The 21,775-nt window shown below is 29.6% G+C and carries 26 protein-coding genes and 1 pseudogene; 12 read left to right on the top strand and 15 right to left on the bottom strand.

All coding sequences use genetic code 11. From position 1 onward, the window contains the following. Positions 1-36 precede the first annotated feature (36 nt). Together folD and lepB are read left to right on the top strand one after the other, a co-directional pair. Positions 37-885, top strand: a complete 849-nt coding sequence (gene folD / locus FBF10_RS06130) for a bifunctional methylenetetrahydrofolate dehydrogenase/methenyltetrahydrofolate cyclohydrolase FolD (RefSeq protein ID WP_002858768.1) — start codon at positions 37-39, stop codon at positions 883-885. A 9-nt stretch (positions 886-894) separates the two neighbouring features. After that, a complete protein-coding gene (gene lepB / locus FBF10_RS06125) occupies positions 895-1,743 on the top strand; it encodes a signal peptidase I (RefSeq protein ID WP_002852457.1) in 849 nt (282 codons plus the stop codon). A 21-nt stretch (positions 1,744-1,764) separates the two neighbouring features. Here the strand turns inward: lepB and FBF10_RS06120 are convergent, their stop codons facing one another. The 6 genes from FBF10_RS06120 to FBF10_RS06095 form a co-directional block, all read right to left on the bottom strand. Further along, positions 1,765-2,925, bottom strand: a complete 1,161-nt coding sequence (locus FBF10_RS06120; RefSeq protein WP_002852443.1) for a molybdopterin molybdotransferase MoeA — start codon at positions 2,923-2,925, stop codon at positions 1,765-1,767. Beyond that, positions 2,922-4,178, bottom strand: a complete 1,257-nt coding sequence (murA, locus tag FBF10_RS06115) for a UDP-N-acetylglucosamine 1-carboxyvinyltransferase (protein WP_165433903.1) — start codon at positions 4,176-4,178, stop codon at positions 2,922-2,924. Before murA ends, FBF10_RS06120 begins: the two co-directional genes overlap by 4 nt. A 65-nt stretch (positions 4,179-4,243) precedes the next feature. Then, positions 4,244-4,672, bottom strand: a complete 429-nt coding sequence (gene fspA2, locus FBF10_RS06110; RefSeq protein ID WP_002858761.1) for a flagellum-secreted nonflagellar protein FspA2 — start codon at positions 4,670-4,672, stop codon at positions 4,244-4,246. Between the two features lie 126 nt (positions 4,673-4,798). Beyond that, positions 4,799-5,365, bottom strand: coding sequence for an aminodeoxychorismate/anthranilate synthase component II (locus FBF10_RS06105; protein ID WP_002852589.1), 567 nt, complete (start codon positions 5,363-5,365; stop codon positions 4,799-4,801). Further along, a complete protein-coding gene (locus tag FBF10_RS06100) occupies positions 5,362-7,146 on the bottom strand; it encodes a bifunctional anthranilate synthase component I family protein/aminotransferase class IV (protein WP_002878827.1) in 1,785 nt (594 codons plus the stop codon). The genes FBF10_RS06105 and FBF10_RS06100 overlap by 4 nt, the downstream gene beginning before the upstream one ends. Continuing rightward, positions 7,136-8,200 carry a tyrosine-type recombinase/integrase gene (locus FBF10_RS06095; RefSeq protein ID WP_002890807.1) on the bottom strand — a complete coding sequence of 355 codons (1,065 nt, stop codon included), beginning with the start codon at positions 8,198-8,200 and terminating at the stop codon, positions 7,136-7,138. Before FBF10_RS06095 ends, FBF10_RS06100 begins: the two co-directional genes overlap by 11 nt. 627 nt (positions 8,201-8,827) lie before the next feature. Here FBF10_RS06095 and FBF10_RS06090 point away from each other — a divergent pair. From FBF10_RS06090 to FBF10_RS06075, 8 genes are all read left to right on the top strand, one after another. Beyond that, on the top strand, positions 8,828-9,490 hold the full coding sequence (locus FBF10_RS06090; protein ID WP_052789839.1) for a thiol:disulfide interchange protein DsbA/DsbL: 663 nt from the start codon (positions 8,828-8,830) through the stop codon (positions 9,488-9,490). Further along, positions 9,487-10,287 (top strand): protein-disulfide oxidoreductase DsbI, encoded by an 801-nt coding sequence (gene dsbI, locus FBF10_RS06085; protein WP_002867468.1) that lies wholly within the window; start codon positions 9,487-9,489, stop codon positions 10,285-10,287. The genes FBF10_RS06090 and dsbI overlap by 4 nt, the downstream gene beginning before the upstream one ends. A 55-nt stretch (positions 10,288-10,342) precedes the next feature. Beyond that, the gene (locus FBF10_RS08815; protein ID WP_224316810.1) at positions 10,343-10,558 is read left to right on the top strand and encodes an aryl-sulfate sulfotransferase N-terminal domain-containing protein; all 216 of its coding nucleotides are present in this window, start codon (positions 10,343-10,345) and stop codon (positions 10,556-10,558) included. 47 nt (positions 10,559-10,605) lie between these two features. Beyond that, positions 10,606-10,737 (top strand): hypothetical protein, encoded by a 132-nt coding sequence (locus FBF10_RS08920; RefSeq protein WP_002852428.1) that lies wholly within the window; start codon positions 10,606-10,608, stop codon positions 10,735-10,737. A gap of 227 nt (positions 10,738-10,964) precedes the next feature. Next, positions 10,965-11,117, top strand: a complete 153-nt coding sequence (locus FBF10_RS08915) for an arylsulfatase (RefSeq protein WP_020246984.1) — start codon at positions 10,965-10,967, stop codon at positions 11,115-11,117. A 10-nt stretch (positions 11,118-11,127) separates the two neighbouring features. Then, positions 11,128-11,493 carry an aryl-sulfate sulfotransferase gene (locus tag FBF10_RS08605; RefSeq protein ID WP_179106651.1) on the top strand — a complete coding sequence of 122 codons (366 nt, stop codon included), beginning with the start codon at positions 11,128-11,130 and terminating at the stop codon, positions 11,491-11,493. Between the two features lie 94 nt (positions 11,494-11,587). Further along, complete coding sequence (locus tag FBF10_RS08600; RefSeq protein ID WP_020246986.1) at positions 11,588-11,758, top strand: hypothetical protein; 171 nt, start codon at positions 11,588-11,590, stop codon at positions 11,756-11,758. Between the two features lie 83 nt (positions 11,759-11,841). After that, positions 11,842-12,483: a thiol:disulfide interchange protein DsbA/DsbL gene (locus FBF10_RS06075; RefSeq protein ID WP_002867467.1), complete on the top strand. Its 642-nt coding sequence runs from the start codon at positions 11,842-11,844 to the stop codon at positions 12,481-12,483. Positions 12,484-12,517: 34 nt separating this feature from the next. On the opposite strand, the gene FBF10_RS08810 is transcribed toward FBF10_RS06075, so the two are convergent. Genes FBF10_RS08810 through FBF10_RS08800 form a run of 3 tightly spaced genes read right to left on the bottom strand, consistent with a single transcriptional unit; the run spans position 12,518 to position 13,510 of the window. Continuing rightward, positions 12,518-12,922 (bottom strand): c-type cytochrome, encoded by a 405-nt coding sequence (locus tag FBF10_RS08810; protein ID WP_223210095.1) that lies wholly within the window; start codon positions 12,920-12,922, stop codon positions 12,518-12,520. Between the two features lie 37 nt (positions 12,923-12,959). Further along, positions 12,960-13,283: a hypothetical protein gene (locus tag FBF10_RS08805; protein WP_162825668.1), complete on the bottom strand. Its 324-nt coding sequence runs from the start codon at positions 13,281-13,283 to the stop codon at positions 12,960-12,962. 8 nt (positions 13,284-13,291) lie between these two features. Beyond that, a complete protein-coding gene (locus tag FBF10_RS08800) occupies positions 13,292-13,510 on the bottom strand; it encodes a hypothetical protein (RefSeq protein WP_230131729.1) in 219 nt (72 codons plus the stop codon). A gap of 204 nt (positions 13,511-13,714) precedes the next feature. Here FBF10_RS08800 and FBF10_RS06050 point away from each other — a divergent pair. Beyond that, positions 13,715-13,865: pseudogene (locus FBF10_RS06050) on the top strand (hypothetical protein). Here the strand turns inward: FBF10_RS06050 and FBF10_RS06045 are convergent. From FBF10_RS06045 to FBF10_RS06025, 5 genes are read right to left on the bottom strand one after another with little or no spacing between them, the layout of a single operon-like run. Then, the gene (locus FBF10_RS06045) at positions 13,843-14,475 is read right to left on the bottom strand and encodes a hypothetical protein (protein WP_002860525.1); all 633 of its coding nucleotides are present in this window, start codon (positions 14,473-14,475) and stop codon (positions 13,843-13,845) included. The pseudogene FBF10_RS06050 and the gene FBF10_RS06045 overlap by 23 nt on opposite strands. Next, positions 14,472-14,714, bottom strand: a complete 243-nt coding sequence (locus FBF10_RS06040; RefSeq protein ID WP_002859542.1) for a hypothetical protein — start codon at positions 14,712-14,714, stop codon at positions 14,472-14,474. The genes FBF10_RS06045 and FBF10_RS06040 overlap by 4 nt, the downstream gene beginning before the upstream one ends. Further along, positions 14,698-15,744 (bottom strand): DHH family phosphoesterase, encoded by a 1,047-nt coding sequence (locus FBF10_RS06035; RefSeq protein WP_002859543.1) that lies wholly within the window; start codon positions 15,742-15,744, stop codon positions 14,698-14,700. Before FBF10_RS06035 ends, FBF10_RS06040 begins: the two co-directional genes overlap by 17 nt. 8 nt (positions 15,745-15,752) lie before the next feature. Further along, entirely contained in the window at positions 15,753-17,927 is a 2,175-nt protein-coding gene (gene flhA, locus FBF10_RS06030) for a flagellar biosynthesis protein FlhA (RefSeq protein ID WP_002859544.1), read from the bottom strand. Then, positions 17,914-18,324 carry an RrF2 family transcriptional regulator gene (locus FBF10_RS06025; RefSeq protein WP_002852609.1) on the bottom strand — a complete coding sequence of 137 codons (411 nt, stop codon included), beginning with the start codon at positions 18,322-18,324 and terminating at the stop codon, positions 17,914-17,916. Before FBF10_RS06025 ends, flhA begins: the two co-directional genes overlap by 14 nt. Positions 18,325-18,498: 174 nt before the next feature. On the opposite strand from FBF10_RS06025, the gene rpsO reads away from it, so the two are divergent. Then, positions 18,499-18,771, top strand: coding sequence for a 30S ribosomal protein S15 (gene rpsO, locus FBF10_RS06020; RefSeq protein WP_002852579.1), 273 nt, complete (start codon positions 18,499-18,501; stop codon positions 18,769-18,771). Between the two features lie 85 nt (positions 18,772-18,856). Here rpsO and FBF10_RS06015 read toward each other — a convergent pair whose 3' ends face one another. Then, a complete protein-coding gene (locus tag FBF10_RS06015; protein WP_052789838.1) occupies positions 18,857-21,697 on the bottom strand; it encodes a DNA translocase FtsK in 2,841 nt (946 codons plus the stop codon). Positions 21,698-21,775: the final 78 nt, after the last annotated feature.

Below are 21,775 nucleotides of genomic sequence, written 5' to 3'. Positions count from 1 at the left end.
CTTTAAAAAAGTGATTAAATTTATAGAAGGAAAATAATGACTTTGCTTGATGGTAAAGCTTTAAGCGCAAAAATCAAAGAAGAATTAAAAGAAAAAAATCAATTTTTGAAAAGCAAAGGGATTGAAAGCTGTTTAGCTGTTATCTTGGTTGGAGATGATCCTGCAAGTCAAACTTATGTAAAATCTAAGGCTAAAGCCTGTGAAGAATGTGGAATTAAATCTTTAGTTTATTATCTTAATGAAAATACTACACAAAATGAACTTTTGGCATTGATTAATACCTTAAATCACGATGATAGTGTTCATGGAATTTTGGTTCAACTTCCCTTACCTGATCATATTTGTAAAGATTTAATACTTGAAAGCATTATAAGTAGTAAAGATGTTGATGGCTTTCATCCTATTAATGTAGGATATTTAAATTTAGGCTTAGAAAGTGGGTTTTTGCCTTGTACTCCACTTGGAGTTATGAAGCTTTTGAAGGCTTATGAAATTGATTTAGAAGGAAAAGACGCTGTTATTATAGGTGCTTCAAATATAGTAGGTCGTCCTATGGCTACTATGCTTTTAAACGCTGGAGCTACAGTAAGCGTTTGTCATATTAAAACCAAAGATTTGAGCCTTTATACTAGGCAAGCTGATTTGATTATAGTAGCAGCAGGTTGTGTGAATTTACTTCGATCGGATATGGTAAAAGAAGGAGTGATTGTTGTTGATGTTGGAATCAATCGTCTTGAAAGTGGAAAGATAGTTGGAGATGTAGATTTTGAAGAGGTATCTAAAAAATCTAGTTATATAACTCCTGTTCCAGGTGGAGTAGGTCCTATGACTATAGCCATGCTTTTAGAAAACACAGTTAAATCTGCTAAAAATAGACTTAATTAGGGAAAATCTATGGAAATTTTAAAGAAATTATATAAATTTTCACAGTCTTGGACTGGAACTGTAGTTATTGTTCTTTTGGTGATTTTTTTCTTTATACAAGCTTTTGTTATTCCTTCTGGTTCTATGAAAAACACCTTATTAGTAGGGGATTTTTTATTTGTTAAAAAATTTAGCTATGGTATCCCAACTCCTCATATTCCTTGGTTGGAAATTCCTGTTTTGCCGGATTTTAATAAAGATGGGCATTTGATAAAAGCACAAGGGCCACAAAGAGGAGATATAGTTGTTTTTAGAAATCCTAGAAATGAAAAAGAACACTTTGTAAAGCGTTGTGTAGGCACAGGAGGAGATAGGATAGTTTATGCAAATAAAACACTTTATGTAAGAATGCATGAGGGTGATGAATTTATGAAAGAACATTATCCGAATGATCTTGTTACTCTTGGAGGGCAAATTTATGTAAAAGAACCTTATAAACAAAAAGGTATTCATTATGATCCAAAAAAAGATATAGAAAGCGATATTTTACGCTTTCTTAGCATAGGTGATTTTGCCATGTCTCCAGCTTATATTAAAGAACTTGGAAATCATATAGGTTTTAGCGGCGGAAATGCTTATGTTTTTGATGTACCTGAAAATGAGTATTTCATGATGGGTGATAATCGCGATTATTCTTATGATAGTCGTTTTTGGGGTTCTGTTCCTTATAGGTTGATAGTAGGTAAACCTTGGTTTGTATATTTCTCTTGGGATAAAGATAAAAATGTTCGCTGGGAAAGGATAGGGCGTTTTGTTGATACCTTGGAAAATGATGAACAATATATCCATGATCATGATGATGAGGATAAATTAAGCTAATGTTTGTGAAAAACACAAACATTATATTTTTAAAAGCGTGATTTCATCACCTTTTTTTAATTCACTCGTATTTTCTTCGCTTATAAGCAAAAACTCACTTTTAATAAGTGGAAGTATCATACCAGAGCCAAATTTGTTTTCGTTAAATGGTGTAAAAATACCTTTTTCTAAATTTCCTAAAATGAGATTATTTCTTCCGCTTTTAAGCTTTAAATCCATACCCATTTTGCCATAAAATGTTAAAGGATTGTCTAGGTTTCCACTTAATAAATTAATGATTTTTTTAGCAAAAATAAAACAAGAAAGATAAGCTGCCATAGGGTTTCCTGGTAAAATCAATACGAAATTTTCACCTTTTCTATAAAGCTTAGTAGGTCTTGCAGGGCGTGCTTTTAAACCTTTAAAAAGCGGAGTAAAGCCTAATTCATCTAAAGCTTTTTCCATAAAATCAGCCTCGCCAACGCTTGCACCTCCTGAAGTGATTAAAAGATCAAAATTTGTATTTTCTAAAGCCTCTTTAGTGCTTTTAAAATCATCTTTGATAATACCCAAATAAGAAGCATTTTGAAGCATAGTTAGTAAAGGCAAAGCATTGGCATTATAAATACTTTCTTCATCGCATTCTTGCCAAGGTTCTTTTAGCTCATTTCCACTTGAAAAAATACCTATGCGAATTTTTCTTATGACTTCTATTTTATAAAGCCCTTGAGAAGCAAGCAGGGCGATATGTTTATCATTAAGTTTGGTGCCTTTTTGAAGTAAAATTTCACCTTTTTTTAATTCTTCGCCTTTATAGCGATAGGCATTGTATTGTTTAGGGGTTTTTTTAATGATGAGTTTATTTTCTTCTATATACTCATCTTCTAACATTAAGATAGTATCAGCATTTTTGGGCATTTTAGCCCCTGTCATGATTTTATAGCATTCATTCTTAGCAACTGTATAAAAATTTTTATCTCCTGCAAAAATAGTCCCTTTAATCTCCAAAGCCTCATTGATATCAGTATAATTAAAAGCATAGCCATCAAGAGCAGCATTGTCAAAACTAGGTAGATTTTTTCTAGCGTATAAATCTTTAGCTAAAATTCTATCCTTTGCTTTTTCAAGGCTAATAAGCTCACTTTCATCTAAACATGAAATTTGATTTTCTAAGTCTTTTAAGGTTTCAAAGATATTTTTCATTCTTCAAGCCTTGTGATTTTCACACCCAAATCTTTAAATTTTTCTTCTAAATTTTCATAACCCCTATCAAGATGGTAAATTCTATGGACTTTGCTTGTACCTTTAGCTGTAAGAGCTGCTAAGATAAGGGCTGAAGAAGCGCGCAAATCTGTAGCCATGACATCAGCAGCGTTAAGTTCTTTTCCGCCTACTATGGTAGCAATATGACCATTGAGTTTAATATCCGCACCCATTCTTAAAAGTTCACTTACATGCATGAAACGATTTTCAAATAGTCTTTCATCAATAATACTAGTTCCATTAGCTTTTAAAGCTAGTGCCATAAACTGCGCTTGCATATCGGTTGGAAAGCCTGGATATTCACTTGTCATGATTTCTACAGGTTTAATTTCTTTAGCAGGAAGTAGGGCGATACTATCTTCTGCAATCAAAGTTTCAAAACCCATTTGATGAAGTTTTGCTAAAACTGCACTAAGATGAGTGGCGTTAACTTTATCTAAAGTAATTTTAGAATTTGTAATAGCCCCTGCACAAAGATAAGTTCCTGCCTCAATTCTATCAGGTATAACGCTAAATTCTTTAAATTCTAAAAGTTCTCCATCACTACCATAAATTTCAAGTTCATCTGTACCTATGCCTTTGATTTCAAGTCCTGCGTCTTTTAAAACTTCGCAAAGTTGAACTACTTCGGGTTCTTTTGCAACATTTAAGAGTTTGGTTTTACCTTTAGCTAGAGCTGCTGCCATGATGATGTTTTCACTACCTGTAACCGTGATTTTATCAAAAAGAATTTCATTGCCTTTTAAATTTCCACTAGCTACGACATAGCCTTGTTTGATTTGTATATTTGCCCCCATTTTTTCTAAGGCTAAAAGATGTAAATCAATAGGTCTTTGTCCTATGGCACATCCACCAGGCAAAGATACTTCACAATGCCCAAAACGAGCAAGCAAAGGCCCTAGAGTAAGTATAGAAGCACGCATTTTACGCACAATGTCATATTTAGCTATGGTTTGATTAAGAGTGTTTGTGTTTAATAAAGCACTATTGTTTTGAAAATTGACTTTAGCTCCTAAATTTTCTAGCAAAGATATAAGAGTTTTTATATCAGCAACATTAGGAACATTGTTGATTTTTACTTCGTTTTTAGCAAGTATGCTTGAAACGATCAAGGGTAGGGCGGCATTTTTTGCCCCGCTTATTGCAACATTTCCGCTTAGATGATTTGTGCCTTCGATTTCTAGATAAGTCATATTTTTCCTTGAAAAAGTTTAAAAATGCACCATTATAGCATTCTTAAACTTTTGAAAAAATATAATCAAGCTTGTTGGCTTTGGAGTTCTTGAATTTGAGCTTGAATTACATCTGCTTGAGATATTAGCACATCAATTTGTTTTTGAAATGTCGTTTTCATTTGTTCGTTAGCGTTTGTCATTTTTTGAGTAAGTTCTGCAATTTTAGCTAAAATTTCAGCTAATTTTGCTATTAAAGCCTCTAATGCGGGATTTCCGCCACCTTTGCTACTTTGAATGGAATTTTGGTCTTTGTGGTTTTCTATTTTTTCTTGACTTACTTTGATTTCATATTCTTTTTCATTTTTTGAATTTGCTTGACTTAAACTTCTTGCTTCATCTGAAATTTGAATTTTAACCACATTGTCACTATGAACATTACTTGCCAAATCATTGTTTTTGTTTATTTGTGTTTGATAATTGCTAAAATTTTTTGTCAAAGTATCTATTTTCATCTTAAATCTTTTTAAATTAATTTATATTGTTATCGGTTTTTTTATTTATAAATTTATATTAATGATAATTATTTTAAGGATATTTTATTTTAGATTTTCATATTTATATTTTAAATGCAAAAAAGACTAAAGTTTCATAAAGTTTTTAAGTATTTTTTTGCCTTTTTGAGTTAAAACCGCTTCAGGATGAAATTGCAATCCATAAATAGGATATTTTTTATGTTTAATTGCCATAATAATATTTTCTGAATTATGAGCTAAAATTTTGCATTTTTCAGGCATGGAACTAATGTGTAAAGAATGATATAAGCAAATTTCAATTTCTTTTTTAATACCCTTAAAAATAGGATCTTTTTTAAAATAAAGTTTAGAAATTTTACCATGCATGGGATTTTGCATTTTAGAAACCCTACCGCCAAAAATTTCAGCTATACACTGATGTCCTAAACATATACCTAAAATTTTTTTATTTTTTTTAAAATATTTGATTGCTTTTAAGCTTAATTTAGATTCCTTAGGAGAATGAGGGCCAGGAGAGATGATAAGATGAGTGAAATCAAATTTTTCTAATTCTTTAGCTTTTTTAAAGGCATCATTTTTTATCACTTTACATTCAAAACCAAGTTCTTTAAGATAATAGATGATGGTATAACTAAAAGAATCATAATTATCTATAAATAAAATTTTCTTCATTGTAATTTTACCTTTTTTAAACCACGCACGGAATTAATACAATAAATATTTTCTGCTTCAAATAAATCTTGTTTAAATAATGCTTTTTCTTTTATCAAACCAAGATTGATTAAGAAATTTCTATATACTCCATTTAACATACCGCTTTGAATTTGTGGAGTATAAAATTGAGAGTTTTTTTCTAAGATGAGATTGGTTCTTGAGCCTTCGCAAAGTTCATCTTTTTCGTTAAAAAAAGCTATGTCATAACACAAGTTTTGCTGCCATTTGTATGAGTGTTGATTATAAAAAGTACGCAAAGAGCTTTTGTGATAGAGATTGTCACTTTTTGAGTTAATTTTATCATCACTTAAAAGCAAAATATCGTTTGAATTTTGCTTTAAGGCACTTTGTTGAAATTCGTATCTTCCGTCTTTGTATAAAATAAGCTTTAAAATTCCTTCTTTATGTGGATTTTTAAAGGGTAGGGGAAAATTATAAAATAAAGAGTGTTTTTTGTGGAAAATTTTTTCATCGAGTTTAAAAAGTGTAAAATTTTGATATTTTTTATAAGAACTTTTTTGATTTAAAACATTATAAAAATCTTTAAAGAGCTTGTGAGTGTTAAAATTAAATTTAAGAGCTGAATTTATAAGCCTTAATAAATGTTCTTTTAAAAATAAAATTTGAGAATTTTTAAAATACATGGTTTCAAAAAGATGAAAATCACAAGGATTTAAGATTGCACTTTTAAGTTTTAATTCTTCAAATTCATCTTTAAATTTTGAGTCCCAAACCAAGCCGCTACCCGTGCTATAAGTATAAATTTCATCTTGTTTTTCTAAGGTGCGTATGGCTACGCTAAATTTATTTTTATTTTTGCGTATTAAACCTATAGTTCCGCAGTAAATACCACGATCTCTTTGTTCTAATTCTTCAATAAATTTAATGCTTTCAAGCTTTGGAGCACCTGTAATAGAACCACAAGGAAAGAGAGCTTTAAAAATTTGATATAAAGAAATATTTTTTTTAAGTTTTCCTTGTACGCTTGAAGTCATTTGATGTAAAGTAGGGTGACTTTGAATTTCAAAAAGTTTGGTTTTTAAGCTTTTTTTTGTGATGATTTTTGAAAGATCGTTGCGTAAAAGATCACAAATCATAACATTTTCACTCAGATTTTTTGTATCATTTTGCAAGAAAATTTTATTTTCTTCATCTTTTATAGGATCTTTATCACGCTTAATTGTGCCTTTCATAGGTTTTGTAAATATTTTTCTTTTTTTGGTCTTGAAGAAAAGTTCAGGTGAGAAGGACAAAATTTCTCTTGTTTCATCTTTTATAAAAGCTTTAAATTCAGTATCTTGTCTAGAAAGTAAAAGTTTAAAAAGTTCAAAAGAATCCATTTTGCTATGAAATTTAAAATTTTGAGTGAGGTTGATTTGATAAACTCTTCCTTTGGAGATTGCCTCTTTAACCTTGATGAAATTTTCTTTGTAATTATCTTGATCTAAAAAATTTATAAATTCAGGAATAAATTTTTCTTCATCAATATCTTCTTTTTGAAATTTTTTTCTTTTTTTAAAAGCAAATACAGACAAATAAGCCTTTTTGCTTGTGAAATTTTTATCTTGAAAATATCTATATAGTTCATAATCAGTAAGCATTAAAATATAAAAATCATTTTTATATTTCTCTATAAATTTAAAGCATTTTTTACTTTCTTTGTGGTTAAAGGCTTTTAAAGTGTGTTTTAAATCATGGTAAAAATATTTACCAAAAACAGCATAGTTTTCAAGAGTCACTTAATTCCTTTGCAACCTGTGCGGCAAGTTTTAATTTATCATTATCAAAATGAGTGTAAATTCTTGAGGTATTTAAACTTGCATGCCCTAAAGCTTCTTGAACTAAAACTAAATCTTTTTGCTTTTTATAAAGCAGGGTGGCAAAAGTATGACGCAACATATGAGCACCATTTTTTTGTTTGCGAATTCCTGCGCGAAATAAAAGCTGTTCTACTATGCGACTGACATAAGATTGAGTCAGTGGAGTGCCTTTTTTATTGACAAAAAGTAGGGCGTCTTTACTTATATAATTAATACTTACATTTTTAAGCAAATCGTAAATAAGTTCTTTTTTTATCATTACAACACGATATTTATTGCCTTTAGCTCTTATTCTTATGATATAAAGATCGTTTTCTTCGCTAATATCACCCATTTTGATATTGATAGCTTCACTTACCCGTATGCCTGTAAAAATGATGATTTTAATAATAAGTTTATTGCGTATGGTATTGTTTTTAAAATCTGCATTTTCAATAGCATCAAGAAATTTTTTAAGCTCTTCTTCACTCATAAATTCAGGTAATTTTACCCCTTTAGAACCTGCTATACCTGCCCAGTTTTTAAGATTGATATCGAAAATATGTGCTTTTTCATCTTCTTCATTTTGCTTGTCTAAAAAATCAAAAAAATTAATCACAGCAATACGGTAATTTTTTTTGCTTGCATCTGATAAAGCACCTGTTATACTTGCTAAAACTTCTACAATAAGTTCTTCATCAATCTGTTTTAAAGAGTAAAGCTTATAAAAATTTAAATATTCAAATACTTTTTTTAAAGGATTAAAATAAGTATTAACTCCACTTAAACCAGCATTTCTTGCTTTTTTTGCTAGAGCGTCAAGTTCATCAATATTTTTTACACCTTTTGTAAGAGCAAAATTAACTTCTGCTAAAGCTTGTGGATTTTTTAACTCTTTGTTAGATAGTGAGTTGAGTTTAAATTTTACATATTTTGCTAACCAAAATAAGAATGATTTTTCAAAATTTTCTTCACAATCTAAAGGGTATTTCATAAAAACTTTTCCTAAATCTAAAATTTTAGCTTTTTAACTAGAAAAGGTATTTTAGTATTAACTTAGTAAAAAAAAGCTTTTTTAGGAAAAAGTTTGTTTTTATATGCAAGGCAAAAAGATTAAAATATTTTTATTAAATAAATCTTATATCAATCATAAAAAGATATGATAAAAGGTAAAAATATATAAAATTTATAATTTTGTATTGAAAACTGTAATTTTCAAACTTTTTTATATACACCTAGATTATTCTACTTTGATATAGATTAAGCTACTATTTTTACATACTTTTATGATTTTACCTTTTGAGTGAAATAAACTTATCCATAAAATATAATGTAAAAAATTGATAATTTTATTTCGTAAATTAAAATTATATTTTACTTTTCTTGAAAACTATAAAGAATATTTAAAAATTAAATTATTTTATATTATTATCAAAATATACATAAAAATGATAACTTGTGCATTAAATTTTTTAATCCCCTATTCTTGATTTTTAGTTAAAGTAAATATTCTTAGTTATAAAATTTTTTAAGAATATTTTTATTTTAATAGTTTTATAATAGTTATTACATAAAAACTTAATAAAAAGTTTTATCAAAACCAAATTTCAAGGAGAGGGTAATGAAATTTCCAGTAAAATTAGCAAGATCTATTGTTGTATGTGCTTTTTTAGCAGGTATAAGTGCTAGCGCATTAAGTGAAGGTAAAGAATATGTAATTCTTAAAAATCCTATTGCTAACGCTGATAATTCATTGATTGAAATTTTTTCTTATCACTGTACTCATTGTTATGATCATCACAAATTTAATACCATGGGTAAAGTTAAAGAAAAATTACCTAATTTAACTTATAAATTTTATCCTGTAAGTTCTATGGGGGATTATGGAAGGCAAGCTAATGAAATTTTTGCTTTTGCGACATTTAAGGATGGTGTAAATAAAATTGATCCTACGGATAAAAATAGCTTAACTCATAAAGTTGCTGAAGCTTATTTTAATGCATATTTTAAGAAAAAACAAAGATGGGAAAATGGTAAAAATCCTGAAGCTTTTTATAGTGTCGGTTTAAAAGCAATGAATGTAAGTAAAGCTGATTTTGAAAATTTCTTAAAAACTCCAGAGGCTGCAGAGCTTTTAAAAAGTTATGAAATTGCCAATCCTATTTCGCAAAATTATGACACCCTTGCTTTTGTTGTTAATGGAAAATATCAAATCGTTCCAAGTGCAATCAACTCTCCAGAGGCTTTGATTGAAATTACTAAAGAACTTAGCAAGCAAAAATGAGTTATATAAAAATGAAAGATAATTGCAGAAATTTTTCACTTTCCAAATGGCAAGATACGCGCAAACCTTGGTTGATTTTGATTATAGTTACTATAGGGCTTACTTGTATAGCACATTTTTTATTTCAAGAATATCTTTTTATGAAACCTTGTGAACAATGTGTGTATATAAGATTTGATATGCTTGTTATGGCTATAGGTGGTATGATTGCATTAATCAACCCTGCAAATAATATTATAAAAATTTTTTCTTATAGCTTAGCTTTTTATGGAATTTGGCTTGGCTTGGAGCATTGTCTAACTTTAAATCATATCCATGAAGTGGTTCATTCTGAAAATCCTTTTGCAGGCGTAGATGGATGTCGTGAAATTCCTATTTATCCATTTAATTTACCTTTGTATAAATGGGCTCCTAGTTGGTTTTTGCCAACAGGAGAATGCGGGATGGATACCCCTGTAGTTCCAGAAAATGCTTATAATCATCTTAATGCTTTTCAAAAATTTTTTATAGGAACTCCACCTGATTTTGAAAATGGGCTTTATAGTAATGGTTGGTATTTGATTCCTAGTTTAAAGTTTATGAATATGGCAATCTGCTGTCTTATAGCATTTTTATGTTGTTTTGTCGTGCTTTTTGCAATGTTTATAGCCTATGTTTTAGATAAAAATAAACCTAATGCTAAAATTTTTGCATTGGTGATTGTTGCTTTGGTTTTGGTGCTTAAATTTATAGGCGAATCAAAAAATCCGAATCAAAATATAGCTAGTTTAAATCAAGTCGTTTTAAGATACTCTTAAAATAGGATGTCTTAAATAATTTTAAAGGATTGATCATGAGACTTAGCAAAACTCTTTGCATGGAATTTTGGCGGGTTCTACCCTACTTGCACCTAATGCTTTAATGGCCATGGGTGGTCCTAGTGGAGTGAAAATAGATTGGCAAATTCAAGGACAAATGGGTATGATTAAAATGAATCCTTATGGATTGTCTCCTTTGACCGCTATTATCATGAATAATGGTTATGTCTTAAGCGATATAAAAAAATCAAATGGTCAAACTATTTCTTAATAATGTGAATTCTAAAATGGCTAAGACGTATGGTGGAATTCCTATTTTTGGACTTTATCCTTCTTATAGTAAAGGTAAGTTATACTAAAACCGCAAATGGTAAAAGTCAAAAAGTCATTGATGAGATTTATAAAATTACAACTCCATGGGCTAGCATAGAACCAAGCGGAAGGCACTGATCAAAGAGGAACTCTTTTTGAAAATGTGAAAGTATTAAAAATGGATCCAAAATTTTCAGATAGGCTATATTTAGTAAATAATGCTCCTGGAAAATAATCTGGCAAAGACTCATAATCTGTATGGAATAATCTTGTAGGTGGTGCTATGGAATGGGATGAAAATTCAAATGTCTTTATTATAAGATACCAAGGGTGAAATCAGATGGTATTATGATAACAATAAACTAATGAACTGGGGTAATATTTACAATCGTGGAATTATGATAAGTTTTCGTCAAAACAAAGATGGAGCTTTAACTTGGGGATTTGGTCAAAGATATGTAAAATACGATGTCTGGGAAGAGAAATTTTCAATCGCAAATTACCTGCTGCCTATATAGATTTTTTCTCATGCTATGGACAATATGCAAAAAATGGGCATTATTTCTTCAACAAATACTTTGCGTCCAAGATAGTAAGCATGTACGCACAGTGTGTGATACTATTATAGAAGTAGATGAGGATGGTAATGTTGTTGATGATTGGAGATTGTATGAGATTTTAGATCCTTATAGAAGTACTATTATCAAAACTTTAGATCAAAGTGCAGTGTGTTTAAATATAGATGCAAGTAAAGTGGGTAAAACTTTAAGCGATGAAGAGCTTGCCAAAATGGATGAAAGCGACAAATTTGGAGATATAGCAGGTATAGGTAGGAATTGGGCGCATATAAAGGGTGGAATAAAGAATTTCAAAAATATTTATTGCAACCTGTAGATAAAAATGACAATGAATGGTTTTATCCTGTAACTTCTTTAACTCAATATGAACCAGATAAAGATTCTATTATGGTTTATAGTGCAACGCTGGAATGGCTTTTAATCTTAGTAAAGGTGTAAGTCTTGGAGAACCAAAACCTAAAATTGATGAATTTAACTGGGGCGCTAAGGAGCCTTCGGTTCAAATTCAATTCAGTGGTTCAGGCACGGGTTATCAAGCAATGCCTTTTAGTGTTGATCAAGCATTCAATCCTAAAAAATAAATAAGCCCAAATTTATTTTTGGGTTTATTTATTTTTTTTAAATAAAATTATCTTTGAAAATTTTATTTAACCAAGGATATAATATGCGTAAATTTTTTTGCAAATTTGTTTTAACGCTTGTATTTTGTTCAAGTTTTGCATTAGCAAATAATAGTTTTATTACTCTTAATCCAAGTTTACCTAGCTCTGAAAATAGTGTAATAGAAGCATTTTCTTATAAATGTATACATTGTTACAATCATCATAAATTTGGAACCCTTGAAAAACTGAGAGAAGCTTTTCCAAATTTACATTTTAAACTCTATCCTGTAAGTTTAATGAATGGGGAATTTTCCAAAGAAATGAATGAGCTTTTTGCCTTTGCTCAATACAAAGATGAACAAAATGGTAAAGACGCGAGTTATTCTGATAGTTTATCTTATAAACTTGCTGATGTTTATTTTGTTTCTTATTTTTTAAACAAGCAAAGAAATTTTTCAAATTTAAATGAATTTTACGACATAGGTTTAAAGGCTATGAATGTAAATAAAAATGAAGTATTAAATTTTTTAAATACCCCAAAAGCTAAAGAAATTTTAAGCGAGTTTCAAAGAGCTAATGATATAGCTAAAACCTATGGCACCCCTGCTTTTGTTGTTAATGGAAAATATCAAATTAACCCAAGTGCAATCAATTCGATGCAAGATTTAGAAGATCTAGTTAAAAAATTAAGTAATATGAAATAATAAATTTTTAAGGCAATAAAAATTGCCTTAAAAATTATTTTTTGATCATATTTGTATAAGGTCCATAGCGATGTTGGGTTGTAGAAAAGCTATCATCATAAGGTCCTACATCCATATCTAAAGGCTTAACCTTTCTATCTGGAAAGTCTTTATTTCTATTTGCTTTAATAGGACGAGCTTGTGAATTCATGTAAGCTGCTACATCATAAGCATCTTCAAGACTTAAGTCAGGCGCACCTTGAGGCATATTTTCTTTAATATAAGAAGCAGCTTTGATAAGACGATACATTCCAGTTCCTGTATTATAACTATCATCACCCCAAAGTGGTGGATAAAGATAATACGCCCCTGTGCTATCCTCATTTTTAAGCCCTAAGCCATTTTCTTGATGACAAACGGCACATTTATCCATATAAATTGCCTTACCTTTTTTTAGGATCAGCTGCTCTTAAGATGAAATCTATCTTCTTAAGTCCCTATCCTTCTATCTTAGCTCCTACTGGAACTCCTTGAGATAACCATTGCATATAAGTTAGCATGGCTTTCATTTCAGGTGTATCACTAGGCATTCTTTTGCCATTCATAGAGCGTTCAAAACAGCCATTGATCCTATCTGCTAAGGTAATTACTTTATCTCCTCTTGCATTATATTGTGGAAATCTTGCCCAAATTCCTACAAAACCCGATTGATTTTGCACACTTCCACCATTAGCATGACAGCTTGAACAAGAAAGATTATTTCCCGCAAATCTTTTTTTTAGGATCTTTGGCTTGTGGACCCACATATTTGCTTGTTTCATTAAGAATTTTATTTCCCAAAATAACCATTTTGCCATATTCTGAATTTTTTTGGCATTTTAGTTTCATCTATAGTGCCATCTTCATTTAATTCCTTAGGTAAATTCCATTTGGCAGTAGGCAGATCAATACCTGTTGCACTCTTAGTTTTTTCCAAATTTGGATCTAAGGCTAAAGCACAACTTCCACATAACAACAAAGTTAAAACTATAGAAAATTTATTCATCAATTTCCCTCCTTATTTTGCGTAATTTAAATTCAGTATAAGACTTTATTTAGAAAAAGTCAATAAAACCTAATTACATTTTAAGAAAAAAGCTTTAAACCTTAAAATAATATTCGTTTATATTTAAAATAGAACTTATATATTTAAAGCAAAAATAAAGTTTTTTCGCTATAATAAAATCTTGCAATATTTTTAAAGGTTAGGTTAATGAAAAATTTAAGCATTCAAGAAAAAAAAGACTTAGACAACTGCGTTTTTCAAAATCTTGGAAGGCAAGATACTTTTACTTTAAGTGTGGTTTTTAAAAATTTTTATTTAAAAATTAAAGCATTTATTTATTCTAAATAATACCACTTAAAATCCTTTTTTGTGTAGGAAAGATCTTTAAAAGAAGGTGATTGGATAAATAGTTTGCACTCTTTATCCAAATTTTCTATCCCGTATATTTTCATAGCCATTCTTGAGTCATGTCTTGTAAGTTCTATTCCAACACAAGCTTGATTGTTGATTTTGTAAAGTAAAGTGCCACCATCTTTTTCATCTATATTTAAAATATCCAAATTCTTATTTTTACTCATATCTTTTACATCTTTACTAAAAGAATATCGGAGTTTATAATATATCATAATATCCTGCATGGTATTTTTCAAATTTTGTAAATTTTCATTAATCAAATATCCATTATTTTTATAAAGTTTTAAAAAATCTTCATTAAGAAATTTTTGAAAACTTTCATCTTTAGATAATTTTTGACAAGAATTATAGCTATTTAAAATTCTAACTTGACTGGCTTCTATTAAAAGTTCAAGGCAATCTTTATTTTCTTGTGAAAATTGCACTAATTTAACTTCTTGAATCTTAAAATCTTTATTCGGTTTTTTTTCATAAGCAAAATCATTTAATTTTTCATAAATATTAGCAAAACTTAAAGAATATAAACTAAAAAAAATTAAAATATACTTTTTCATTGAAAAAAATCTTTGTATTTATTTTTTAGAAATTCCACCACTTCTAAAATTTCATCAACCCCTTCTTTGTCGGAATTTTCGAGTACATTATCTATATTATCAATATAAGCTTCTATTGCATTTTCTAATTTTTCTCTTTTAACTCCAGCGTATAAAAGCATAGCTTCTAAAACTATGCTAAGCTCATATTGTAAATCTTCTAATTCATTTTTTAAGGTTTTATTATTGTTTTGATTCATTGTTTTCCTTTTTAAGTTCTTTGCTTTTAATTAAATCAATAATTTGAGCCTTAATATAATTATAATTTGCTCCATCTTTAAATGTCGCAAAAAGTCCACCACTAGCATTTTTATGTCCGCCACCACCTACTAAATTTTTAGCCATTAAACTTACATCTATTTTTCCATTTGCACGAAAACTTAAGGTTTTTCTAGAACTAACATCAATAAAAAAGTCATAATCAGGATTTTTTACTAAAAAATCATTTCCAATAACAGAAGTATTGCCTATATTTGAAGTTAAGATGCCTTTATGGCCTTCATATTCTATGCTGAAATTTTCTTTTAGCTCACTTAGTTTTTCAACTACAAAATAAGAAATTAAATTAGAAAGAGTATCATCATTTTTTCTGGCAAAATAATCCTTTTTTATAAAATGAGTAGCATTATCGAGTAAAATATTTGCATTTTCTTTTCCTATAAATTTCCAAGCCTTATCAAGCAAGAAAAACATATAATCAATTTGAGATTCTTTAAACATTACACGATTTATTTCTTTTGCATTGGCAATCAAGCCTAAAAAAACCTTTCCAAGTTCAAAATTTTCATCCTCGCTCAGCCAAATATCAACAGCATTAACCACATCAACAAATTTTGAAAGTTCTAAAACAGGAGTACAGATTTTAGAGAAAAAATCATAAACGATTTTAGTTGCACATCTTTTAGAATCAAGTAAATACCAAGAATATTTTTGAGCACATTCTTCGCCACTTTGATGATGATCAAGAAGAAAAATTTTAGTATTTTTCTCTTTGCAAATTTTTTCAAATTCTTCGCATTGATTTAAATTTAAATTTAAATCTGTTATTAGAATAATAGCTTTTCCGAAATTTTCATCTTTTTCTATATCGCCTATAATAGAGTTAAAATTTTCATTAATTTCTTTGCCATAATTAGAATTATAAAATTTCACATTTTTAAAATAAAAATTTACTATAAATTGACAAGCATAGCCATCAAGATCTGTATGTGAAAGATGATAAATTTTCATTATATTCCTTAAAGTTCTATCCTAATAATACCCTCGGTATTAAAATTTGTATTTTCTGCAATTTCTGCAAAACTTAACACTACTATATTAATGCTAAAATTATAACAAATATCAGCAATGAATTTTCTAAGCTGCGGTTCAACGCAAAGTATAAAAGGCTTGATACGACCATTTGCTACTGCGGCAACTTCAGCCCTTAGAGTATCTACTAAAGTACCTGTTTGAGCTACACTTAAAGGCAAGTGATAACTTCCATCTCTAAATTGTACATTTTCCATTAAAACCGCAGAACTAGCAGAGTCTAAGATAAAAATATCCAAATTTCCTTTATCATCTAAATACATATTTGTAATCATCCTAGCCAAGGACGCCCTTACATGTTCAATAATCATATCAAAACTCTTGCTTACTTCTGCTATATCGCTTACAGATTCTAAAATAGTAAGCATATCTTTAATTGGTATGTGATGCTTAAGCAAGTCTTTGAGAATTTTTTGAATAAGACTTACAGATGCAACACCTAAAGCACCTTCTACGATGATTGGATAATCATTTTTAACCTTATCAAGAAGATTTTGTACCTCTTGGCGTGTGAGAAGTTCGCTTGCGTGCGCTTTGATAAGTTCGCTCATATGTGTTGAAATAACACTTGCAGGATCTATTACTATATAGCCATTTAATGTTGCTTCATCTTTTAAATTCGCATCAATCCAAAGTGCATCAGAGTTAAAAGCGGGTTCTTTTGTAGCAATCCCTTCTATCTCTTCTGTGATAAAACCACTATCCATGGCTAAATATTTATCCGGATAAATTTCAGCACTTGCTATAGACACGCCCTTGAGTTTAAAACTATACTCATTTGGTTTAAGTCTTAAATTATCTCTTATTCTTATTTTTGGCATTAAAAATCCTAAACTTTCAGCAATACTTCTTCTCATTGAGCGAATTCTTTCTGTAAGTTCGTTTTCAGCAAGCTTAATAAGTCCGTATCCAAGTTCAAGTTCTAAAATTTCAACTTTGAGTATATCGTTAATCTTGTGCTCTTCTTCTTTGAGAATTTCTTCTTCGCTTTTCTTAGCAGGCGCTGCCGTTGTCCCACCTGCTCCACTTTGAGATGCAGCTGCGGCACTTGGTTTGCTTTTTTTAACTGTAGTTATATCAATTTTACCTTCCTTAACCTGCTTGGTAAGATAGCCAAGGCTTAAAAATACTAAAGCCATAAAGCCCAAGGATAAAGTTGGCAAACCAGGCACTAACGCAAAGATAAAAAGTACAAAACCTACTATTAAAAGCGTGCGATATTCGCTTAAAAGTTGAGTTAAAGTTCCTTCTGCAAAATTTTCCTCATCTTTGCTTGCACGAGTGATAATTATAGCGGTTGCAGTAGAAGTAATAAGTCCTGGAATTTGAGATACAAGTCCATCACCTATGGTTAAAATAGTATAAGTAGATGCAGCATCGCTTAAAGCCATATCGTGCTGAAAAGATCCTATTAAAAAACCACCTATGATATTTATAATAGTTATGATAATCCCTGCAACAGCATCTCCTTTGATAAATTTAGAAGAACCATCCATTGCACCATAGAAGTTTGCCTCAGCAATAACTTCTTGACGTCTTGCTCTAGCGGTTTGTTCATCAATAAGTCCTGCATTTAAATCCGCATCAATAGCCATTTGTTTACCCGGCATCGCATCAAGTGTAAATCTTGCTTGTACTTCAGAAACCCTTGTACTACCTTTTGTTACAACCATGAAATTAATCAATACTAAAATACAAAATACAATCACGCCAATGACCATATTTCCACCAACAACAAATTCTCCAAATGCTGCTATAATCTCACTCACAGCTTCAGGGCCGTTTTGCCCTTCGCTTAAAATCATCCTTGTGGTAGCTATATTTAATGAAAGCCTAAATAAAGTGATAATCAAGATTAAAGTTGGAAAAGTTGTTAAATCTGTCGGTTTGGGTATATAAATAGAAATTAAAATAATTAATACCGATAAAGCTATACTTAAAGCCAAGAAAAAGTCCAAAATAGGACTTGGTAAAGGAACTATAATAATAGCTAAAATACAAACTAAAAAACCAACAATAGTCAAGCTTTTAGCTTTTAAAACAGGAGCGATTAAAGGCCCCAAGAAAGGAAAAACTAAATCGACTATTTTATTTTTTGCCATTATTTTTCATAATATCTTCTAAAGTAATAGAATCTAAAAATTCATCTACTTTATTTTGTAAATTTACTAACATAGGCATTAAGGTGCAATTTTCTTCTTTATTATTTGGACAAGTGCCACCACTGCATTCAAATACACTGATATCCTTTTTTTCAGCACTATTAACAATTTCTTTTATAGTATATTGACTTGGTTCTTTGATTAAAACAAAACCACCTTTTGCCCCTTTAAAGGATTTTAACAAGCCATCTTTAGCTAAAGTTTGTAAAATTTTAGCTAAAAAACTTTTAGGAATATCAAGCTCTAAAGCTAAAGAATCTACATCTTGAGGTGTTTCTTTTTGAGAAATATAAATTAAAGAAAGTAAAGCGTATTCGCTAGCTTTGGTAAATAGCACAGATTCTCCTTGTTATAACTACAGAAATAGCTGTAATTATAATAAATAATTCTTAGAAAAAGACTTAAATTTTGACAAAACCTTCTAAAAAAGATAAATTCAGTTTATTTTTTGCTTTTTAAGATAAAATTACAGTTCTTTAATTTTATTATTTTACCAATCAGGAGGTCTATCATGGCTTTGGATTCGGCCAAAAAAGCAGAAATAGTTGCGAAATTCGCTAAAAAACCAGGTGATACTGGTTCAACAGAAGTTCAAGTAGCTCTTTTAACTGCAAGAATTGCAGAACTTACAGAACATTTAAAAATCTACAAAAAAGACTTTTCATCAAGATTAGGACTTCTAAAACTTGTAGGTCAAAGAAAAAGACTTTTATCTTATCTTAAAAGAAAAGATTATAATTCTTATAGTAAGTTAATTACTGAATTAAATCTTAGAGATAAATAATTTTTAAGCCCTTTTTACGGGGCTTTTACCTTTTAAATTTCTTCTTTTGTAATCAGTTTTATATATCAAAAACACAAGAAAAATCTTACAAGATTTCCCTTTGTCCTTTGGCATCAGGTTCGCTTAAAATCCCGTTTTGCGTAAGTTGTTCAATAATATTTGCAGAGCGGTTATAGCCGATTTTTAAACGGCGTTGTAAATAAGAAATGCTTGTTTTTCCATCTTCTAAGATTACTCTTTTAGCTTCTTCATAAAGCTCATCTACTTCCCCATCAAAGCTTTCATTTGTTGTAACACCTACGCTTTGTTGATCCTTTAAAAAGCTTTCATCATATTCTACGCTTTGTTGATCCTTTAGAAAATCCACGATTTTTTCTATTTCAAATTCGCTTGCAAAAGGCGCATGCAAACGCACTATAGAGCTTGTTCCAGGAGGAGTAAATAAACAATCCCCTCTTCCAAGTAAACTTTCAGCACCCATAGCATCTAAAATAACTTTAGAGTCAATTTTTTGCCCTACTTTATAAGAAATTCTACTTGGTAAATTCGCTTTAATTAGTCCTGTTACAACATCAACAGAAGGTCGTTGTGTAGCTACAATCAAGTGGATTCCACTTGCTCTTGCCATTTGCGCAAGTCTTCCTATATAAAATTCTACATCTTTACCCGCAGTCATCATCAAATCAGCAAGTTCATCGATAATTACTACAATAAAAGGAAGTTCTTCTCCGCCTAATTCTTTCATTTTTTCATTGTAATTTTCTATATTTTTGGTTTTTGCATCAGCCATTAAGCGATAGCGTCTTTCCATTTCAGCTACCATATTTGAAAGCGCATTGACTGCTTTTTTTGGATCTGTGATAACAGGAGTTAAAAGATGAGGAATGTCATTATAAATGCTAAATTCAAGCATCTTAGGATCTATCATCATCAAACGCAAGGTTTTTGGAGAGTTGCGATATAAAAGACTTAAAAGCATAGAATTTATCCCCACACTTTTACCACTACCTGTCGTTCCTGCGATGAGTAAATGCGGAAGTTTTTTAAGATCGGTTACAAAAGCATTGCCTACTATATCTTTACCTAAAGCTATGGTTAAAGGACTTTTAGCGTTTTTAAAAACTTCACTTTGTAAAATTTCTCTTAAATAAATGGTTTGAATTTCATCATTTGGAACTTCTATACCTACAACATCTTTTCCTGGTATTGGAGCTTGAATACGGATTGATTTTGCCATTAAAGCCATAGTTAAATCATCTTGTAAATTTAAAATACGACTTACTTTCACATCTGCACTAGGACGAAATTCAAAAGTAGTTACCACAGGACCAACATAAGTGCTTATAACATCGCCGCCTATTTTAAAACGACGCAATTTTTCAAGAAGATTATAAATTTTTTTATCTATTTCACTTTCATTGATTTCTTGTTTGTGTTCTTTTGGATTAGCTAAAAAATCTAATGGCGGCAAGGTGAAATCTTTTGGTTTTTCTACTTCGCCCTGCTCTATTTCACGCAATAAAGCTTGGTTAATAGCAATTTCTTTGGCTAAAACTGCTTTTTGAAGTTTAATTTCTTGATCATTTGTTTTTTCATTATCGATTTTAGTTTCTGTATTTTGGATAAAATCGAGTGTATTTTTTTCTTCTATAACTATTTCATTTATATTTTTTATAGGAGTAGGTTCTATATAAGGATGATTTAACTCTTCTACAATGGGAGCAAATTCAAAGATATTGTCTGCTTTATCTAGATTTTTATTTTCATTTATTTTGTCTGATTCTTCTGTTTCTGTTTTAATTGTTTTTGGGCTATTAAAACTATATTTATTCCCTTCTATAATATCGCTTGAATTTATCGCATCATATTCTTCTAATTTTTTAATTTCTTGTTTTACTTTATTTTCTAAAATTTCATTTTGATAGGCTTTGTATTCTTGTTCTAGTTTTTCTTTTTTTATCAAATTCTCTCTAAGTTCAAGCTCTTTTGTAAAAATTTTTGGTTTAACTTCTTGATTAGAAACTGGAATTTCAATATTTTTACGTTTATAACTTGGCTCATCTAAATTTTTATTTGTATCTATTTGCTTTATATCTTCAAGTTTTTTAGGTTTTAAAAAACGTTCAGGAATCATATCTACCTCTTCTTCTGAAATAAAATTAAAATCTTCATCAAGACTAATGCTCATTTTACTAGCCTTTTGTGCGAAATTTCGCACTTGTTGAGAATGCTCATGAACAAAACTTCTTGATTCTTTTAAGCTTTGTTTATCAATCTCTATGGTTTCATCTAAAATTTGATTTTTTAGTTTTTCAAAATTTTCCTTGGCCGTGGTAATTGAATTTTTACTTGCATTGATATTGCTATCTTTAATTATCTGTTTTAAGTTATTGGTTTCCCCTTTTTTGTTTATTTGTAAATTTCCATAAATACTATCTTGCAAAATATTTAATTTTGGAGCTATAGGTTCTGATTTACCTACATCTTCTTTCTCGTTTTCTCCACCAAATACACGCATAAGTAAAGATTTAAAAGCTTGCTCTACTTTTAATAAATAAGTAAAATCTAATTCTATTTTTAAAATTTCTTTTGCAAATTTTGGAAACAATAAAACCAAAGAAAATAGTAGAAGTAAAAGAGCAAAAATTCCACTCCCTGTACGCCCTAAGATTATAGAAAAAAATCCATATATAATTTCTAAAATATACCCAAACTCTCTATAAAAGACAGAAAATAAAAGCAAGGTAGAAAAAAAGGCCAAAGAAAAACCAAAAAGCTCCCTACGCTTAAAATTTTCTATTTTATATTTTTTTTTATAGTAGAGATAATTTAATATAAGCAAAGAAAATGGATAATAATACCCAAATTCTCCAAATAAAAATAAATTAGCCTTGTAAACCCATTCTCCCATGCCAGGTGCTAGCATACAAAGACAAAGATAAAAAATAACAAGCGTGGAGCTGGTAAAAATGGCTTCTTTTTTAATATTCTTTCCTTGAAAATA

The sequence above is a fragment of the Campylobacter sp. CFSAN093249 genome, assembly GCF_011067895.1.
Classification (GTDB): domain Bacteria; phylum Campylobacterota; class Campylobacteria; order Campylobacterales; family Campylobacteraceae; genus Campylobacter_D; species Campylobacter_D jejuni.
Note: the sequence above shows the minus strand (reverse complement) of the source record. Positions and strands in the feature narration are given on the sequence as shown.

What these genes read in the sequence shown, in the direction of transcription:
- folD (WP_002858768.1), top strand. Translation starts at nt 37, where the DNA reads ATGACTTTGCTTGATGGTAAAGCTTTAAGCGCAAAAATCAAAGAAGAA.
- lepB (WP_002852457.1), top strand. Translation starts at nt 895, where the DNA reads ATGGAAATTTTAAAGAAATTATATAAATTTTCACAGTCTTGGACTGGA.
- FBF10_RS06120 (WP_002852443.1), bottom strand. Translation starts at nt 2,925, where the DNA reads ATGAAAAATATCTTTGAAACCTTAAAAGACTTAGAAAATCAAATTTCA.
- murA (WP_165433903.1), bottom strand. Translation starts at nt 4,178, where the DNA reads ATGACTTATCTAGAAATCGAAGGCACAAATCATCTAAGCGGAAATGTT.
- fspA2 (WP_002858761.1), bottom strand. Translation starts at nt 4,672, where the DNA reads ATGAAAATAGATACTTTGACAAAAAATTTTAGCAATTATCAAACACAA.
- FBF10_RS06105 (WP_002852589.1), bottom strand. Translation starts at nt 5,365, where the DNA reads ATGAAGAAAATTTTATTTATAGATAATTATGATTCTTTTAGTTATACC.
- FBF10_RS06095 (WP_002890807.1), bottom strand. Translation starts at nt 8,200, where the DNA reads ATGAAATACCCTTTAGATTGTGAAGAAAATTTTGAAAAATCATTCTTA.
- FBF10_RS06090 (WP_052789839.1), top strand. Translation starts at nt 8,828, where the DNA reads ATGAAATTTCCAGTAAAATTAGCAAGATCTATTGTTGTATGTGCTTTT.
- dsbI (WP_002867468.1), top strand. Translation starts at nt 9,487, where the DNA reads ATGAGTTATATAAAAATGAAAGATAATTGCAGAAATTTTTCACTTTCC.
- FBF10_RS08915 (WP_020246984.1), top strand. Translation starts at nt 10,965, where the DNA reads ATGAACTGGGGTAATATTTACAATCGTGGAATTATGATAAGTTTTCGT.
- FBF10_RS08605 (WP_179106651.1), top strand. Translation starts at nt 11,128, where the DNA reads ATGCTATGGACAATATGCAAAAAATGGGCATTATTTCTTCAACAAATA.
- FBF10_RS08600 (WP_020246986.1), top strand. Translation starts at nt 11,588, where the DNA reads ATGGCTTTTAATCTTAGTAAAGGTGTAAGTCTTGGAGAACCAAAACCT.
- FBF10_RS06075 (WP_002867467.1), top strand. Translation starts at nt 11,842, where the DNA reads ATGCGTAAATTTTTTTGCAAATTTGTTTTAACGCTTGTATTTTGTTCA.
- FBF10_RS08805 (WP_162825668.1), bottom strand. Translation starts at nt 13,283, where the DNA reads ATGAAACAAGCAAATATGTGGGTCCACAAGCCAAAGATCCTAAAAAAA.
- FBF10_RS06045 (WP_002860525.1), bottom strand. Translation starts at nt 14,475, where the DNA reads ATGAAAAAGTATATTTTAATTTTTTTTAGTTTATATTCTTTAAGTTTT.
- FBF10_RS06040 (WP_002859542.1), bottom strand. Translation starts at nt 14,714, where the DNA reads ATGAATCAAAACAATAATAAAACCTTAAAAAATGAATTAGAAGATTTA.
- FBF10_RS06035 (WP_002859543.1), bottom strand. Translation starts at nt 15,744, where the DNA reads ATGAAAATTTATCATCTTTCACATACAGATCTTGATGGCTATGCTTGT.
- flhA (WP_002859544.1), bottom strand. Translation starts at nt 17,927, where the DNA reads ATGGCAAAAAATAAAATAGTCGATTTAGTTTTTCCTTTCTTGGGGCCT.
- rpsO (WP_002852579.1), top strand. Translation starts at nt 18,499, where the DNA reads ATGGCTTTGGATTCGGCCAAAAAAGCAGAAATAGTTGCGAAATTCGCT.
- FBF10_RS06015 (WP_052789838.1), bottom strand. Translation starts at nt 21,697, where the DNA reads ATGCTAGCACCTGGCATGGGAGAATGGGTTTACAAGGCTAATTTATTT.